Source organism: Streptomyces cavernae (genome assembly GCF_004023625.1).
Taxonomy (GTDB): domain Bacteria; phylum Actinomycetota; class Actinomycetes; order Streptomycetales; family Streptomycetaceae; genus Streptomyces; species Streptomyces cavernae.
In genome coordinates this window covers 229,896-246,557 of the sequence record NZ_RPDJ01000015.1, presented here as the reverse complement: position 1 = coordinate 246,557, position 16,662 = coordinate 229,896, and the positions used below count along the sequence as shown (strand labels likewise).

Here is a 16,662-nt window from a genome sequence, read left to right as displayed (position 1 = left end):
GTTCTCAGCCTAGGGACCGAGCCGTGCCGCGCATCGGCCGAAAGGACGGGGCGTCACTCCGCCCTGGGGCCGATGGATCCGCGGCCCGCGAGCCGATGCCGCAGAGTCTCGTGGCGACGAACCTCGGCATCGGCGGCCGTACAAGGACGGCCGACGAGGTGGTTGGAGGACCCGATGCTCTCGAAAGCCCTGTTGCGCCTGGGCGCAAGTGCCGCCCGCCATCCCTGGCGGGTGATCGCGGCATGGCTGGTCGCCGCCACGCTCGCCGTCCTCGCCGCGATCGCCATCGGCGGGCGGACCGCGGACTCGATGACCGCTCCGGGACTGGACTCCCAACGGGCCGCGGAACTGATCGAGCGGGCCGGCACCGGCCAGGAGGGGATGACCGCCCAAGTGGTCGTCACCCCCCTCGACGGCGCTGCGACGTTCTTCGACCACGACAGCGCGCGCACCGCTCTCACGCGGCTGCAGACCGAGGTGAAGCGGCTGCCGCACGTGCTCGGCACGAGCGACCCGGCTGGGGCACTCGACGCAGGCGGGGGAAAGGCCGTGCGCGGCGGCCTCGTCTCGGCCGACGGGCGGATCGCGGTCGTCCGGGTGCAGTACCCCGACCAGAGCCGGCTGTCGGCCGAAGACCTCGACGCCCTCGTCGGTCTCGGCGACCGGCTGCGCGCCGAACTGCCCCTGCGCATCGAGATGGGCGGGAACCTCTTCTACGCCTTCTCCGGCTCCGACGGCGGCGTGAGCGAGCTGATCGGCCTCCTCGCCGCGGCGGCGATCCTGTTCCTGGCGTTCGGTTCGCTCGTCGCGGCCGCGCTGCCGATCGGCATGGCGGTCTTCGGGCTGACCGTCGGGGTTGCCACGATGACGGTACTGGCGGGGGTGACGGACGTCCCGACCTTCGCCCCTGTCCTGGGCAGCATGGTCGGGCTCGGAGTGGGCATCGACTACGCGCTGTTCGTGCTCGCCAGGCACCGGGAGTACCTCGCGCGCGGGCTCGATCCCCGCGAGGCGGCGGGGCGAGCGGTGGCCACGGCGGGGAGGCCCGTGGTCTTCGCCGGCGGCACCGTCGTCGTATCGATCCTCGGCCTGGCGGTCGCGAACGTACCGTTCATGACGGTGGGCGGGCTCGCCGTCTCGATCGTCGTTCTGACCATGGTGGTCGCGTCGGTGACGCTGCTGCCGGCCTTCCTCGGCGCCGCCGGCCCACGCCTGGCCCGGGCCAGCCGGGTCGGCCGGGCTCTGCAGACCAGGAAGCTGGGCCGACTCGCACGGCGGCAGGACCCGGCGGCAGGCGCCGCCGACGCCGCCGGGTGGCGTCGCTGGATCGGGCACGTCAGCCGGTACCCGGTGCCGTACGCGGTCGGCGCGGCGGGGCTGCTGCTGACCGCGACGCTGCCCGTGCTCGGTCTGCGCGTCGGCCTGCCCGACGACGGCTCACTGCCGCAGAGCCGTACCGAGCGTCGGGCCTACGATCTCGTCGCCGAGGGCTTCGGCCCGGGCACCAACGGTCCCCTCGTCATCGCCGCGGACCCCGCCGGTGATCCGGGAGTGCTGGACCGACTCGTCGGGGCGGTCGCGGCGGATCCGGGCATCGCATCCGTCGCGCCGACGCACATCGATCGGGCCACCGGCATCGCGACCCTCGTGGTGTTCCCGACCACCAGCCCTCAGGACAAGGCCACGGCCGACACCATCGCCCGGCTGCGCACGGACGTGCTGCCCGCGGCGATCGGGGACGGCCCGGCCAGGGCCCACGTCGGCGGCGCCGCCGCGAGCCTGTCCGATGTGGGCCAACGCACCAGCCAACGCCTGCCGGTGTTCGTCGCCGCCGTGCTGGCGATGTCGTTCCTGCTGCTGATGCTGGTCTTCCGCTCGATACTCGTACCGCTCAAGGCGGTACTGCTGAATCTGCTGAGCATCGGCGCGGCCTACGGCATCATGGTCGCGGTCTTCCAGTGGGGCTGGGGAGGCGCACTCATCGGGCTGGAAGCGACGGTTCCGATCGTGTCGTTCATCCCGATGTTCCTCTTCGCCATCCTGTTCGGCCTGTCGATGGACTACGAGGTGTTCCTCCTCTCCCGCGTACGCGAGGAGTACCTGCGCACCGGCGACAACGGCACGGCGATCGTTGAGGGCGTCTCGGGCACCGCCCGGATCATCACCTCGGCCGCCCTCATCATGGTGGCGGTCTTCTTGTCCTTCGCCGTCGCCGAGGACCCCTCCACCAAAATGTTCGGGCTCGGCCTGGCCACCGCGATCTTCATCGACGCCACGGTCGTACGCATGGTGCTGGTACCGGCGACCATGACACTCCTCGGCCGGACCAACTGGTGGCTGCCGAAGTGGCTGGACCGGATGCTTCCCCGCGGCCCGGTCGGCACCGACGCGGAATCCACGGGTGAGGCCCCGCGTCCACGGCTGGTTGACCGTTGACTCAACTCCTGCCCGCCCTTGGCGTCCGGCCTCAGCGCGTCACCTAGGGACATATCGAGTCGTGATCATCGGGTGGTCCTGGTGAGGTCCTTGATCCAGATCATCGAGGCGCGCAGGTGGAGACCGGCGAGGTAGCTGTCGGGAGTCCTGTCGTATCGGGTGGCGATGCCTCGCCATGCTTTGAGCTTGTTGATCAGGCGTTCGACGGTGTTCCGCTCCTTGTAGAGATTGGCGTCGTGGCTGACGGGTCGGCCACCTCTGGAGCCCTTCTTCTTCCGGTTGGCGGCCTGGTCCTTCTTCTCCGGGATGACCGCCTTGATACGGCGTTTGCGCAGGTGGGCGCGGTTTCCGCGGGACGAATACGCCTTGTCCCCGGCGACCGCGTCCGGCCGGATGCGGGGTCGACCGACGGGCCCGCGTGCCCGTACCTTCTTCAGGACGGGGATGAACTGCGGGCTGTCCGCTGCCTGGCCTGTGGTCAGGATGAACGCCAGCGGGCGGCACTTGCGGTCGGCGGCGAGGTAGACCTTGCTGGTCTGCCCGCCTCTGGAGCGTCCGAGGAGGGCGGCCTTCAGCCGGAGTTTCCGCCGACGCCGGATGCGTCGTCGTTCTTCCAGCGCGGGATCACTTTCGGTCTCTTGCCCGTTTCACTCTTCGAGGCCGCCCCCTTTGACCTGGCCTTCTCCTCCTCGGCCGCGGCTTTCTCCAGGGCGGTGACGACGTCCTCGGCGAGGTGCATCCCGGCCGCGTCGTGGTGGGCTCGGGCGGTGGTGGAGTCGATGCTGACCAGGGGCAGGTCCACCTCACCCCGCTTCGCGGCTATCGTGATCAGGCCCTCCAGCAGGGCCTCGAAGACGCCGGCGTCACGCCACTGCCGGAAGCGGTTGTGGACGGTCGACCAGGCGCCGAACTCCGTCGGCATCTCCCGCCACTGCCCGCCCGTCTTGAACCGCCAGATCACGCCCTCGAACTGCTGCCGCAGTCGCTCGGGGTACGGGCCGTACTCGCCGATCGGCAGGTACGGCTCGATGAACTCCCAATCCAGATCGGTCAGTTGCACTCGCGTCACGTAAGACCGTCTATCGGACCGGACCGTGCCACGAAGGCACATCCCGCAAATTGATCACGACTCGATACGCGCCCTAGGGCTTTTCGGCAACGCGGCGATGGGGGTCCCCCTGCTCGAGCGCAGCCGAGAGCTTGGGGGAGCGGTGCCAGACCACGTCGACCCGGGCGGGCATAGTGCAAGGACCCCTTACGAACGTGGCCGCCGCCGGATGCGGCTGATTGCCCGCACGGCCAGCACGAAGACCGTCGCCACCGCCACCGCCACCAGCGCCAGGAGCCAGTTGCGCGGGTAATCCAACGGCAGGGCCGAGGAGTTGGCCGGCTTCCCCGGGCGCAGCAGCACCGGCAGCGCCACCGCCGTCAACGCGCCCGCGACCAACAACGCACCCCGCAGCGGCCCACGCGCACCAACCCGTACCAGCACCAGCCCGACGAGCAGGACCAGCGGCGCGATCAGCGCGTCGTGCAGCACCACGGCCCCGCCCAGCCAGACCAGCACACCCGTCAGGTCGCGCACGTCCAGCAGCAGGCAAACGCCGACGCCCATCAGCGCCGCACCGGCCACGCCGGACAGCACGCGCACGACGCTCACGGCTCGGCCAAAATCAGTCCGACCCCGGCTGCGGCGGCGGTCCGGTTGACCGGCAGACCTTGCGGGCCGTGGTCCGGATGGCGCGGCGCGAACAGAACGAGATCCTTCAGAGGGGTGAAGGACTGGCCCACCGTGGTCACGGTGACCGCCCCCACCGCGGCGGCCACCGCGGTCAGCAGCGAACGCCGGTCGGCCGCCTCCTCCGCCGGCAGGGCCAGTGTGCCCGGTGACCGGCGGTTCCAATGGGCCAGGATCTCGGGCGCCTTGACCGCGATGTGCAGCATCAGCGCCCCCGCCAGCAGCCAGGCCACGGCATAGTGCACCGGCACGAAGGAGAACGGCCACGGATACCACTGGACGGTGTTCAGCAGGCCGGTGGACACCTCGAAGACAGCCGCGGCGACCAGGACAGCCACCGACAACCGCTTGGCGAGGCAGGCCCCCCGACGGCTCAGCGCGTCACGGTCACTGGCACTCCCGGCCGGTGTTGATGCACTCGACCATGGTGTTCATCAGCTGCTCGTCGAAGACGTTGACGAAGTCTCCGTGGTCGGTGATCGGCTTGTGCATCTGCTCCGGGAAGCCGTCCACCGCGTAAAAAGCGCTCGACCGGCCGTTGTCGTTCATACTGGGCGCGTCCACGTCGTACACCAGGCGCTGCACCAGCTGCGGAATGGCCTTGAAGCCGTTCGGGCAGGCACCGGTTGCCGGGTCGGCGAACGCGACATGATCACGGTGGTTGGCGCTGTCGACGTTCTGGCCGTCCCAGCAGCTCTGGAACTTGGATGTCCGGACGACGCTGCTGCCCTCGGGACAGATCGGGTACTTGTCCGTCAGCTGCCGGTCCTCGAAGCCCGTGCAGCTCCATGCGGCGTTGGCATTGGCCGTTCCGTTGGTGAACGCCTTGGCGTCTCCGGTGATGATCCGCAGGAACTTGGGCATCGCCACGACCTCGCTGCTCGGATTGCCCACGTACTCCAGCGTCACCTGCGAGGCCGTGAGGATCCTGCCGGCGTTGCCCTCGGCGCCACCGCCCGGCTGGTCGGCGTCGAACTCCCGGGTGCCGTCCTGCAGCCGGAGAACCGGCCAGTAGTAGGACGACTTGTCACCCTGGTTCTGGCAGGTCGTCTCGCCCGCCGCGAAGTCCTCGTTGTCGGCGAAGGCATCGTTCGCCTGGTTACCGACGTAGTCGTGCGTGTGGTGCGCCCCGTTCTCCACACCGGGGGCGACGATGATGTTGTCGGTGTTGTACAGCTTGTTCGCGTTCACTCCGCAGTCGGTGGTGAACTTGCCGAGCGAGGCGTTCTGTTGCCGCTGCGAGCTGTTGACGTTGGGCTGGACGGTGGTGATGTCCACGAAGTCGGCGGCGACCGGACCGTTTCCGGCCTGCCCGTTGTTGCCGGGCTCCTCTTGCCCGTTCCCCTGGTCCTGGCCCTGACCTTCGCCCTGGCCTGGGCCCTGCCCGTTCTGACTCTCGCCGCCCTCGCCGTTACCGGTGTCCGCCTGGTCTCCGGCGGCACGGAGCGTGCAGGCCGCGAGGGACTCAAGGCCCTGCGGCCGGTCGGCCGTACGGCCGATGGCGATCGCGATGCGGTCGATGGTCGCGGTCCGCTTGTCCTGGAGCGGGCCCATGATGGCGTTGTCGGCGAAGTTGCCGTCCTGCCGTATGGCCTGGGCCGAGTTCTGCAACCGCTGGTAGGCATCCGCGACTTGCTGGTCCAGCAGCGCGAGCTCCCTGTCGACCTCGGCCCTGGCTTGGTCAGGCACCTGCCGCAGCCGGTTGCCGACATCGGGACAGTCGATGGTGGTGGCCCCCGCCGCAAGGACTTGGTTCGCTTGGTCCTGGGGCGAACTCTTGGTGGTGTTGCCACCACCGTTCTCACCGGCCGAGGCATACACATTCGCCGCCACCAGTCCCCCTGCCCCGAGGGCGGTCGCCGCCAGAGCGGCGATGGCCCGGCGGGTCGTCTTCGATCGCTTGCGCGTGTTGCGTCGCATTGCCGACTCCTCTGAGATTGCTTGCCTGCCGAAGTCACGGGCACCTGCGCCGGCATCGGATCAACTCCGGGTGCGGCCGGCGTGGGGCGTCCCGGGCGAGCCCGACAGAGAAGGCTCGACGGGGTTCGTGGAAACCGGCCCAGTGCTGCACTTGATCACTGATGGTTCGCAGGAGTCCTCAAGTCCCGCCACCCTGGTGTGACTTCGTCACCAGAGTTACGGATGGGACAAGCGCGTGAGAGGACTTGGGGTGCCTCGTCAGGGTCTCGTAAGGATTCGCGGCGTCGGCCCTGTCCGCCTCTTCGGGGCGGCTGCCCCAATGACCTGCCCGTCGAGGTGCCGGGGCGTCCGCCTCCGGACCGGATGACGTGCCCCCGCACCACAGCAGGGCGGCCGGAGGACTCACTCCTTCGCCGGACTGGTGCCGTGCATCGCAAGGCGCCGGAAGGTCCTCGTAGCGGAGCTACTAGGACCTTTTGGCAACGCGGCGATGGGGGTGCCCCCTGCTCGAGCGCAGCCGAGAGCTTGGGGGAGCGGTGCCAGACCACGCGACCCGGGCGGGCATAGTGAAAGGACCCCTAAGGGCTTGCCGGGAAATAACCTGCGTGCTCCGGGTCTTGACACCGCAGCTCAGGAGCGATGCTCGCCGACGAATTATTTATCGGCAAGCCCTAAGCGGCGCCCCTCCTCACTCCCGAACCAGGCCATGGCCTCCTTCGGGTCCACGGATGCCCCGGTCCGGAGGTGGAGCGTGAGCCCACGAGGCCCATCTCCCAGCCGATGCCGACCGCGCCGGGGCCGAACTCCGCCCAGCGCGCGTTGTCGTCCACACGCATGATGTGGTCGAGCTCGAAGCGGGTCCCGCCCTCGGGGGCCTCGGTCAGCCGCGGCTCGATCCAGCTGACGTCACCGTCGTACTCCCACGTCGCACCGAATCCCTCGGGCGGATCGCAGCGTTGAGTAGCCGCGGCGACGTCGCCGCACACACCCTCACCACCCTCCACCGCAACGTCGAATGCCCCTCACTCTCGCCCGACGGTACCCGGACCGCGTACAGGAAACGCCTCAAGGGAGCCTCGCCCGACGCCCCCTGGCGGCTGTACGTCCTCAACGTGCGCACCCTGAAGGAGACCCCGACCGCCGAGCAGCGCAACATCGACGACCAGGCCCGGTGGGCCGACGGCTCAATCCTCGTCTACGCCCTCCCCGGCGACTACGGCTCGGACCTGTGGACCATCCGCGCCGACGGCACCGGCACGGCCCGCCGGCTGATGACTTCGGCTGTCGCCCCCGCATACCTGGGGTGACAGGCCGGGGCGGGGTACGGCGAGTGCCGGCTCACCCCCGCTCAGAGACGGCGGGCTGACGGACACCCGCCAGGACTTCCGCCGCCGCCACCCCGGAGGCGGTCGTGGCGCCGTGCGTGAAGATCTGTACGACTCCCGGGACGGGGGTGCCGGGCAGGCCCATCTCCACGACGATCGCGTCGGGACGGGCCGCGACGAGGTCCCCGAGGGCCTGCGCCATCCAGGCGTGGCGGGAGGCGTCCCGGACGACGACGACCAGGGGACGTCCCGAGGCGGGCCCCAGCGCCTGTGTCCGCAGGGCGGTGGCCCGGGAACTCAGCTCCTGGTGCACCCGGACGGAGGTGGTTCCGGGCAGTCGCTCACCCAGCGGGCCGGCGACACCCCAGGGGGTCTCCTTGCCGATGGCCAGGTTGGTGGTGGGCACCAGCTCCACCACGTGCGGCGCGGCGGACAGGGGCAGCGCATGCTGTGCGGCTCCGGCCAGCCGGATGGCCCGGCGGGCGGCCGTAAAGCCGATGTCGGTGGGGGTGGCCGTAAGGCCGGTGCCAGAGCGGTCGGTGCCGTCGGTGCCGAGGGGGCCGGTCGTGCCCAGGCCCGACGACCAGGACGCGAACTCCCGGACGCGGCCGGCCGCCTCTTGGAGTCGTTCCTCGGTGAGCTCCCCGGATCCGACGGCGGCGACGAGAGCGTCGGTGAGCATACGGGCGGTGGTCTCCTCGGCGTTCTCGCCGCCGACACAGACGGCGTCGGCACCGGCGGCGACGGCCCTCACCGTGGCCCCGCCGATCCCGTAGCGGTCGGCCACTGCTCCCATCTCGATGGCGTCCGTGACGATCAGGCCGTCGAACTCGAGCTCCTCGCGCAGGAGTTGGAGCAGGATGCGCCGGCTGAGCGTGGCGGGCAGGTCGGGGTCGTAGGCGGGGACCAGGAGGTGGCCGGTCATCACCGCGCGCACGCCCGCCTGCACGGCGGCGCGGAACGGGGGCAGGGCCTCGGCGGCGATCTGTTCGCGGCCCGCGCCGTAGGTGGGCAGACCATGGTGGGAGTCGACAGCGACGTCGCCATGACCGGGGAAGTGCTTGGCGCAGGCGGCGACCCCGCCCGACTGGAGGCCCCGGATCCAGGCGGCGGTATGCCGGGACACCACCTTGGGGTCGACGCCGAAGGACCTGACCCCGATGATCGGGTTGTCGGGGTTGGAGTTGACGTCCGCGCTGGGCGCGTAGTCGAGGCTGATCCCGGCCGAGTGCAGCTGGCGTCCCAGATCGGCGGCCACGGCCTCGGTCAGGTCACTGTCGTCGACCGTTCCCAGGGCGAAGTTGCCCGGCCTGGTGGAGCCGGTCGCGGATTCGATCCGGGTGACGTCGCCGGCCTCCTCGTCGATCGCGATGATCAACTCGGGGTTCTCCGCACGAAGTTGTCCGGTCAGCCGGGCAACCTGTTCCAGCGAGACGATGTTGCGGCCGAAGAGCACGACGGATGCCAGCCCGTCACCGATCTTTCGCAGTACCCACTCCGGCGCCTCGGTACCCACGAACCCCGGCTGCAGGACGGAGAGCGCCAGCCGGCGCACCTCCTTGCTGTTCTTGCTGGAGAGCATCGAGTGCGCCTTTCGGATAGAGCTCGCGCGTCCATGCCGCGGACGTCTCGGGTCGACGGCATGGGGTTCCCATTTGGTACAGACCAATCAGTCTCCGCTCAGGCTAACCGGTCATGTCAAGTTGGTCCGGTTCCAGCCAACTTGACAGCGACACGCGCTCAACTCGCATGTTTGACAACGCGAGTTGGTCTAGTCCAAGTTTGCGGTACGCGAGTTCGAAGGGGCTGGTGTGGCACGTGGTGCAGCGACCCTGCGGGAACGTCCACCACCCTTCGGGCGACGAGGCACCCGTCGTGTTCCTGCCAACAACCCCCCTGACACCGCGCAGTTGGTGACTCCCGGCCGGGAGTCACCGGTACAAGATCAAGGCCTGGAGCAACAGCAATGCCAATGCCTGACCGTTTCCTCCATCGAGCCCCGTCGGACGTCCCCTACTTCAGCTCGGACGGCGAAACCTACCTGGCCCCCACTCCCCTGCGGGACCTGAAGAAGACCCGCCCGCTCCGAGTCCTGTCCGAGGAGGACTTCGCCTTCTGGCAGACGTACGGCTACGTCGTGGTGAAACAGGCGATCCCCGCCTCGTCGGCCCGACGTCTGCTGGACTTCGCCTGGGATTTCCAAGGGCTCGACCCCGACCGTCCGGACACCTGGTACGAGGACCGCGAGTACCGCTCGGACCTGGACCGTGAACTGCACATCTACGGGTTCGTCGAGGCCTACCACCACCAGCTCATGTGGGACAGCCGCCAGACACAGCGGGTCTACGACGCGTTCGTCGACGTATGGGACTGCGAAGAACTGTGGGTGACGCTCGACCGGCTCAACCTGAACCCGCCCAACGTCAAGAACCGTGACCGGGCGCTGATCCCGCGCACGGAGGAGGGGTTCGACATCGAGCTCCACTGGGATGTCGACACCACGCTCGGGGTACTGCCGCAGCGGGTCCAGGGGATCATCGCCCTGAACGACACCAGGCCGGAACTCGGCGGATTCCAGTGCTGCCCCGAACTGTTCAGGCGGTTCGACCGGTGGAAGGCGCTCCAGCCCGACGACCGCGACCCGATCCGGCCCAGGATCGACCGCGCGGAGTTCCCGGTGGTGCGACCGGAGCTCCAGGCCGGCGATCTGCTGATCTTCAACGGTCTGCTGGCGCACGGCGTGGCGCCCAACACCTCCGAGAACGGGGTACGAGTGGCCCAGTACCTGTCGATGATGCCGGCTCTGGAGACCCATCAGCAGCTCAGGCGTTCCCGGGTCGAGTCCTGGCGCACGCTGAGCACGCCGGACTGGAACGCGACTCTGCTCGGTGACGCCACGCGGCACGAATCCCTGCGGTACGGCAGGGCCGAACTCGACGAACTCGGTGCGCGGCTGCTCGGGCGGACGTCCTGGCGCGGTGCCGACCTGGACGAGGTGGTCGATCCGGTGGGGGAAGAGACATGCGCCGAATATGTCTGACCCTGCCCACCAACCGGCCGTGCTCCGCGACGATCGCGGCTGTCGGTGAGGAAGCGGCCTACGCCGCCGAATCCTTCGACGTCGAGGTCCACCTGCTGATCCTCGACTCCTGCGACGCGCCCGCCTACGCCGAGCATGCCGAGGCCGTGCGCCGCCTTCCCAGCAACCCGCGCATCGTGGTCCATCACTTGAGCGAGGTGGAGCAGCGGGACTTCCTCCAGCGGGTGATCGGCGGAGCCGGGGCCATGAAGCCCGAACTGCTGCTGGATCTGATGCTTCCGGTCGACGTCTCCTACGGCGCCTGCACCAACCGTGCCTTCCTGATCGGCGTCGCGCTCGGCTGCGAGTCCGTTCACCGCCGGGACTCCGACAGCCGGTACCAGGTCGTGAACGGCGAGACGATCTTTCCCGTCCATCACGAACTCCTGTCGCTCGGCAGGCGTGCGGGCGACGCCGCGCACGACGTCACCGAGAACGGACTGGCCGCGCGGCACGCGGACAAACGCGTCGCGATGGTCGGGAGCTCCTTCGTGGGTGAACTCTCCGTGGACATCGCCGAGATCCACCGACGAGACAACGATGTCTACCACGACATGGTCAGTCTCTGGGCGCCGTTCCACTGGTCGGACGAGCAGAAGAGGCAACTCGTCGAGGAGTCCTTCCGGGGAGCGGGCTCGGAGGCGTTCGTCCGCGACCACAGCTCCCTCAGCCTGGTTGACCCCATGCGCGTGGACATGTGCAACATCAGCTTCCACGGGGTGCACGAACGCGTACCGCTGCCACCCGCGACCGACACGATCGGCAGTGACTACTTCCTGATCCACCTGGTCCACGACGCCGCGCTGCCGGGCGTTCTGCACAACCGGAACATCGTCAACTACTACACCGGTGAACGACGCACCGACTCCGGGTTCATGGCGTACCAGATGCGCTTCGTCAAGTTCCTGCTGTCGATGCTCTACTTCAACTTCATCTACGACGGGATGGGCCGGGCCGGTGCGTCGTTGCTCGACGAGCGTGGGCAGGTGAGTGCCCTGGCCGTCGCCCGGCTGGCGCGGGAGAGCACACGTCTCGACACCGGCGAGAACGTCCAGCGCCTGGACGTCCTCGACGCCGCGTACCGGAAACTCGGCGGCAGATACGCCACGTTCGCCGACCTCCTGGCCTGGCGCCGCGAACGCCTCCTCGACGAAGCGCGCAGCGACATCGAGGACTTCGCGCTGCTGGTGGAGGCATGGGCGTCGCTGGTCGGCGCGGCCCGGCTCGCTCCCGTACACCCGGCGCCCGGGCAGCCGGAATGAGCACGGCCATGACACAGGGGTCCTCGCCCTTGCTCGCCGCACTCGCGGCCGCCACCGAGGACCGGATCGTCTTCGACCTGACCGGAATCGAGGACCGCTACGAGGCGCTGCGGCAGGAACTGCCCGGAGTCGCGGTCCGTTTCGCCATGAAGGCCTGTCCGGTGGACGAGGTCCTCTCGTGCCTGGCCGGGAAGGGCGCCGGAGTGGACGGGGCGAGCCCCCGTGAACTGGAGCAGGCGCTGCGGGCCGGTGTGCCGGCCGCCAGGATGCACTACGGCAACACCGTCAAGTCCGACCGGGACATCGCCGAAGCCCATCGTCTCGGGATCAGGGACTTCGCGACCGACAGCCTGGAGGACGTGGCCGCCCTCGCGGTCCACGCCCCTGGTGCCCGGGTGTTCTGCAGACTGGCGACCAGTGGGGAAGGGGCGCTCTGGGGCCTCAGCAACAAGTTCGGCTGTTCGCCCGCCGACGCGGTGCGGGTGCTGGAATCGGCACGGGACAAGGGGCTTGAGCCGTCGGGCCTGTCCGTGCACGTCGGCTCCCAGCAGATGACCGCGGACGCCTGGCACGACGCCGTCGAGTCACTCGCCGACGTCCTGACCGCCCTGGGCCGGCGGGGGATGACCCTGGACCACGTCAACCTCGGCGGCGGACTGCCGGCACTCGGCTACCTCGACCGTCACGGAACGCCGCTGGACCCCCCGATGGACAAGATCTTCGCCGTGATCCGCGAGGGAATGCGATACCTCAGGGACGTCCATGGGGACCACCTCGAGTTCGTCATGGAGCCGGGGCGTCATCTGGTCGCCGACCACGGAGCCATCCGGGCCCATGTGGCGCGGATGCCCGAGCGGCGGCGACCGAACGGCGAGCGTCAGTACTGGCTCTACCTGAGTTGCGGCAAGTTCAACGGCCTCTACGAGATGGACGCGCTGCAGTACCCGCTCGTGTTCCCCACACACCGTGACGCCGAAGAGTACGTCCCCGCCGTCGTCGCGGGTCCCACCTGCGACAGCGACGACGCCTATCCGCATGAGCACGGTCTCGTCCAGGTACCCAAGGACCTGGCGTCGGGGGATCCGGTCTGGGTGTTGTCCAGCGGCGCCTACGCGATCAGCTACATGACCCAGGGCTTCAACGGTTTCGACCCGCTTCCGTACACCTGGGCGACAGAGGGGCGCCCGTGAGCGACGACATCCGCATACGCCACATCGCCGAGGCCGACTGGGACGCCATCGTGGCGATGGAGTCCCGTGCCTACGCCGGTCTCGGCCTGTCGGAGGGCCGTGCGGCGCTGAGGTCCAGGGCGGACGCCTCGCCGAGCACGTGTTTCGTCCTGGACGTCGGTGCACGGCCGGCCGGATATCTGCTGGCACTGCCGTATCCGGCCTTCCGGTACCCGGACCTGCAGCGGGTGGAGGAGACGGCGGCGGAGGAGGCGGCGGCCTCCTCGCCTCCCTCGCGCAATCTGCATCTCCACGACCTCGTCATCACGGAGCGCCTTCGGGGCAGAGGGCTGGCGCACCACCTGCTGAACCACCTCACTCTGACGGCGAGTTCGCGTGAGGACGAGCGGATCTCACTGATCGCCGTCGGCCGCACCGAGCCGTTCTGGTCGGCGCGCGGATTCACCGCGCACCCGGGGATCTCTCCCGGCGGATACGGCACGCACGCCGTCTACATGTCCAAGGCGACGAAGCGAGCTGATCTCCTTGTTCCGTGTCCATGACCCCTTCCTTCGCGGGCAGTTGGCGATCGCCGCGCTCTTCTGTTCTCTCGGCTTCCAGTACGCCACCTGGGCCGCACGGATTCCCGCGATCAAGGCGGACCTCGGGCTGACCGCGGCCGAGGTGGGGGTGCTGCTGATGGCGGCGGGGATCGGCGCGGTCGCGTCCTTTCCCCTGGTGCCGGTACTGATGAGACGGCTGGGCTCCGCACGGCTGGCGCTCGCGTCGACGCTCTGCCTGACCTTGCTGCTCCTGGCCCTGGGCACGGCGCCCAACTATCCGGTCGCCTTGCTGGTTCTCCTCGCCGACGGCGTGTTCGTGGGGTGTCTGAACGTCGCCATGAACGCGCAGGGAGCGGCGCTCGAGACCCGGCACGAGCGCAACGCCATGGCCAGACTGCATGCGACCTTCAGCGCGGGGTCCCTGCTCGCGGCCCTCCTCGCGTCCGGCATGAACGCGGTGACCTCGTCGGTGGTGGGCCACTTCGGCGTGGCGGCCGTCGTTCTCGTCCTGCTGGCTGTCTGCGCCCGTCCGAGTCTTCTCGCCGAGGACGCGCCTCCCGAGGCTGCCGCCGCGGAGAAGAAGCGCCGGAGATGGACCCTGCCGCCCCGCATGACGTTGTGGATGTGCTGTGCCATGGTGTTCGGCACCGTGACCGAGGGCGCCATGAACGACTGGTCCGCCCTCTATCTGAGGGAAGTCGCCAAGGCGTCAGCGGAGTTGGCGCCCATGGGCATCGCCGTGGTCTCGGGGATGATGGTGTTGGCCCGCCTCTTCGCCGACGGCTGGCGCAGCCGCTGGGGCGACGGGCGCGTCGTCTTCCTCGGCAGCGCGCTGGCCGCCGCGGGGCTCGCCTTCGCCCTGGTGGGCGGTGGAGTGGCCACCGCCCTGATCGGGTTCGCCCTCGTCGGACTGGGCTGCGCGGCCGTGACTCCTTGCGTCTATGTGGCCGCGGCGAAACAGGGCTCGGACGCACTGGCCCTGGTGGCTGCCATGGGCACGGCGGGCCTGCTGGCCGGACCGCCCCTCATCGGCTTCGTGGCGAACTCGAGCAGTCTGGTGTGGGGTCTGGCGGTGGTCGCGGCAGGGGCGGCCGTGGTCTCCCTGTGCAGCACACGGATCCGGTGGACGCCGGCGACTGGCTGGCCCGTCCCTGCTGGGCCGGTGGGACCACGGATGGCGGTCGACGCACCCTTCGCATACGCCGGCCCGTGCACTCCCGGGCTGCCACCCGTGCGCTGTCGGGCCACCCTGCGGTTCCACGGTTCACTAGCCTGACCACGGCTCATGACCCGGACCGCCGCTGAGGAGCACCATGGCCAAGCAGACCGTTGCCGAGCAGTACGTCGACCTGCTGGCCCGCGCCGGTGTGCGCCGGATGTACGGCGTGGTCGGCGACAGCCTGAACCCCGTGGTCGACGCGGTCAGACGGCATGACGCCATGGACTGGATCCAGGTCCGCCACGAGGAGGTCGCGGCCTTCGCCGCCGGCGCCGAAGCGCAGCTCACCGGGAGGCTGGCCGCCTGCGCGGGATCCTGCGGGCCGGGCAATCTGCACCTCATCAACGGCCTGTTCGACGCCCACCGCTCGATGGCACCCGTCGTCGCCCTGGCCGCGCAGATCCCCAGCAGCGAGATCGGCACCGGCTACTTCCAGGAGACCCACCCCGACCGGCTGTTCCAGGAGTGCAGCCACTACTCGGAGCTGATCTCCACGCCTAGGCAGATGCCACGGGTGGTGCAGACGGCGATCCAGCACGCGGTCGGCCGGCGCGGTGTGTCGGTGGTGGCCCTGTCAGGGGACGTCGCCGCCGAGCACTCCCCGGACCGGGGAGCCGAACTCGCGATGCCGCTGGAGCGCCCCGCCGTCCGCCCGGGCGACCAGGAACTGGCCGGGCTGATCCAACTCGTGGACGCCGCCGAGAAGGTGACGGTCTTCTGCGGCCGGGGCGTCGAGGGCGCCCACGCGGAGGTGATGGCCTTCGCCGAGAAGGTCAAGGCCCCGGTCGGACACGCCCTGCGCGGCAAGGAACACATCCAGTACGACAACCCGTACGACGTCGGCATGTCCGGACTGCTCGGCTACGGTGCCGCGTACGAGGCGATGCACGAGGCCGACCTGTTGCTGCTCCTCGGCACCGACTTCCCGTACACCGACTTCCTGCCCCGCGACGTGCGGACCGTGCAGATCGACATCCAGCCCGAACGGCTCGGCAGGCGGACCCAGTTGGACTTCGCGGTCTGGGGGGACGTACGCGAGACGCTGAAGTGTCTGACGCCCGCGGTGCGTGAGAAGCCCTCCCGCCGGTTCCTCGACCGCATGCTGGACCGCCATGTGCACGCGCTCGAAAGCGCCGTAGGCGCCTACACCCGGGGCGTCGAGAAGCACACCCCCATCCATCCGGAGTACGTGGCTTCGGTGCTCGACGAAGTAGCCGCGGAGGATGCGGTGTTCACCGTGGACACCGGTATGTGCTGTGTGTGGGCGGCCCGTTACCTCACTCCGAACGGGCAACGCCGCATCCTCGGCTCCTTCGTGCACGGCTCCATGGCCAACGCGCTGCCGCAGGCCATCGGCGCACAGTTCCTCGAGCGGGGCCGGCAGGTGGTGTCCCTCTCCGGCGACGGCGGGTTCTCCATGCTGATGGGCGACTTCCTGACGCTCGTGCAGTACGACCTGCCGGTGAAGGTGGTGGTCTTCAACAACTCCACCCTCGGCATGGTCGATCTGGAGATGATGGTCGACGGCCTGCCTCCGCACGGCACCGCCTACCCGCACACCGACTACGCGGCCATCGCCGGCGCGGCCGGAGCCCGCGGCATCCGGGTCGAGAAGCCGACGGAGGTGCGTGACGCGTTGCGCGAGGCGTTCTCCCACGACGGGCCCGCGCTGGTCGACGTGGTCACCGACCCCGACGCGCTCGCCGTCCCGCCCAAGATCACCACGGAACAGCTCACCGGCTTCGCCCTGTCGGCGAGCCGTGCCGTCCTGACCGGCGGAGTGGGCCGCATGGTCCATCTCGCCCGGGCCAACCTGCGCAACATCCCACTTCCTTGAACGCGTGCGTGCCCGGCGCCACACGCACCATCCTCGGTCGGGTGTTTGCTTCCTGACTCTGGCCCCGGGGACATACCGAACGGTATACAGACTCAGTCGCGTCTGAAGCCCGCA

The 16,662-nt window shown here is 69.4% G+C and carries 11 protein-coding genes and 3 pseudogenes; 8 read left to right on the top strand and 6 right to left on the bottom strand.

Going from position 1 to position 16,662, the window contains the following annotated elements; all coding sequences use genetic code 11:
- The first annotated feature begins 174 nt into the window (after positions 1–174).
- Complete coding sequence (locus EF387_RS25975; RefSeq protein ID WP_128379014.1) at positions 175–2,436, top strand: MMPL family transporter; 2,262 nt, start codon at positions 175–177, stop codon at positions 2,434–2,436.
- Between the two features lie 65 nt (positions 2,437–2,501).
- Here EF387_RS25975 and EF387_RS25970 read toward each other — a convergent pair.
- The 5 genes and pseudogenes from EF387_RS25970 to EF387_RS25950 all read right to left on the bottom strand — a co-directional run bounded on the left by EF387_RS25970 (position 2,502) and on the right by EF387_RS25950 (position 7,080).
- Positions 2,502–3,505, bottom strand: a pseudogene (locus EF387_RS25970) (IS5 family transposase).
- A gap of 186 nt (positions 3,506–3,691) precedes the next feature.
- On the bottom strand, positions 3,692–4,096 hold the full coding sequence (locus EF387_RS25965; protein WP_128379013.1) for a hypothetical protein: 405 nt from the start codon (positions 4,094–4,096) through the stop codon (positions 3,692–3,694).
- Positions 4,097–4,098: 2 nt separating this feature from the next.
- Positions 4,099–4,524 (bottom strand): annotated as a pseudogene (locus tag EF387_RS25960) (molybdopterin-dependent oxidoreductase); the annotation flags it as partial.
- A 37-nt stretch (positions 4,525–4,561) separates the two neighbouring features.
- Positions 4,562–6,094: a DUF1996 domain-containing protein gene (locus tag EF387_RS25955; protein WP_128379012.1), complete on the bottom strand. Its 1,533-nt coding sequence runs from the start codon at positions 6,092–6,094 to the stop codon at positions 4,562–4,564.
- Positions 6,095–6,765: 671 nt separating this feature from the next.
- Positions 6,766–7,080, bottom strand: a complete 315-nt coding sequence (locus tag EF387_RS25950) for an SRPBCC family protein (protein WP_128379011.1) — start codon at positions 7,078–7,080, stop codon at positions 6,766–6,768.
- Between EF387_RS25950 and EF387_RS25945 the strand changes: the two are divergent.
- A pseudogene (locus tag EF387_RS25945) lies at positions 7,060–7,401 on the top strand (TolB family protein); the annotation flags it as partial. The gene EF387_RS25950 and the pseudogene EF387_RS25945 overlap by 21 nt on opposite strands.
- A gap of 31 nt (positions 7,402–7,432) precedes the next feature.
- Here the strand turns inward: EF387_RS25945 and EF387_RS25940 are convergent.
- A complete protein-coding gene (locus EF387_RS25940) occupies positions 7,433–9,001 on the bottom strand; it encodes a glycoside hydrolase family 3 protein (RefSeq protein WP_128379010.1) in 1,569 nt (522 codons plus the stop codon).
- A gap of 384 nt (positions 9,002–9,385) precedes the next feature.
- Here EF387_RS25940 and EF387_RS25935 point away from each other — a divergent pair, with 384 nt between their 5' ends.
- From EF387_RS25935 to EF387_RS25910, 6 genes are read left to right on the top strand one after another with little or no spacing between them, the layout of a single operon-like run.
- A complete protein-coding gene (locus EF387_RS25935) occupies positions 9,386–10,459 on the top strand; it encodes a phytanoyl-CoA dioxygenase family protein (RefSeq protein WP_128379009.1) in 1,074 nt (357 codons plus the stop codon).
- Positions 10,441–11,760, top strand: a complete 1,320-nt coding sequence (locus EF387_RS25930; protein WP_128379008.1) for a DUF6271 family protein — start codon at positions 10,441–10,443, stop codon at positions 11,758–11,760. The genes EF387_RS25935 and EF387_RS25930 overlap by 19 nt, the downstream gene beginning before the upstream one ends.
- An 8-nt stretch (positions 11,761–11,768) precedes the next feature.
- Entirely contained in the window at positions 11,769–12,950 is a 1,182-nt protein-coding gene (locus EF387_RS25925) for a type III PLP-dependent enzyme (protein WP_238431690.1), read from the top strand.
- Positions 12,947–13,492 (top strand): GNAT family N-acetyltransferase, encoded by a 546-nt coding sequence (locus EF387_RS25920; RefSeq protein WP_128379006.1) that lies wholly within the window; start codon positions 12,947–12,949, stop codon positions 13,490–13,492. Before EF387_RS25925 ends, EF387_RS25920 begins: the two co-directional genes overlap by 4 nt.
- Positions 13,476–14,768: an MFS transporter gene (locus EF387_RS25915; protein ID WP_128379005.1), complete on the top strand. Its 1,293-nt coding sequence runs from the start codon at positions 13,476–13,478 to the stop codon at positions 14,766–14,768. Before EF387_RS25920 ends, EF387_RS25915 begins: the two co-directional genes overlap by 17 nt.
- A gap of 37 nt (positions 14,769–14,805) precedes the next feature.
- The gene (locus EF387_RS25910) at positions 14,806–16,548 is read left to right on the top strand and encodes a pyruvate dehydrogenase (protein WP_128379004.1); all 1,743 of its coding nucleotides are present in this window, start codon (positions 14,806–14,808) and stop codon (positions 16,546–16,548) included.
- Positions 16,549–16,662 lie beyond the last annotated feature (114 nt).

Bases quoted from the DNA above. Each gene is read 5' to 3' on its own strand.
- EF387_RS25975 (WP_128379014.1), top strand. From the start codon at position 175: ATGCTCTCGAAAGCCCTGTTGCGCCTGGGCGCAAGTGCCGCCCGCCAT.
- EF387_RS25955 (WP_128379012.1), bottom strand. From the start codon at position 6,094: ATGCGACGCAACACGCGCAAGCGATCGAAGACGACCCGCCGGGCCATC.
- EF387_RS25940 (WP_128379010.1), bottom strand. From the start codon at position 9,001: ATGCTCTCCAGCAAGAACAGCAAGGAGGTGCGCCGGCTGGCGCTCTCC.
- EF387_RS25935 (WP_128379009.1), top strand. From the start codon at position 9,386: ATGCCAATGCCTGACCGTTTCCTCCATCGAGCCCCGTCGGACGTCCCC.
- EF387_RS25930 (WP_128379008.1), top strand. From the start codon at position 10,441: ATGCGCCGAATATGTCTGACCCTGCCCACCAACCGGCCGTGCTCCGCG.
- EF387_RS25925 (WP_238431690.1), top strand. From the start codon at position 11,769: ATGACACAGGGGTCCTCGCCCTTGCTCGCCGCACTCGCGGCCGCCACC.
- EF387_RS25910 (WP_128379004.1), top strand. From the start codon at position 14,806: ATGGCCAAGCAGACCGTTGCCGAGCAGTACGTCGACCTGCTGGCCCGC.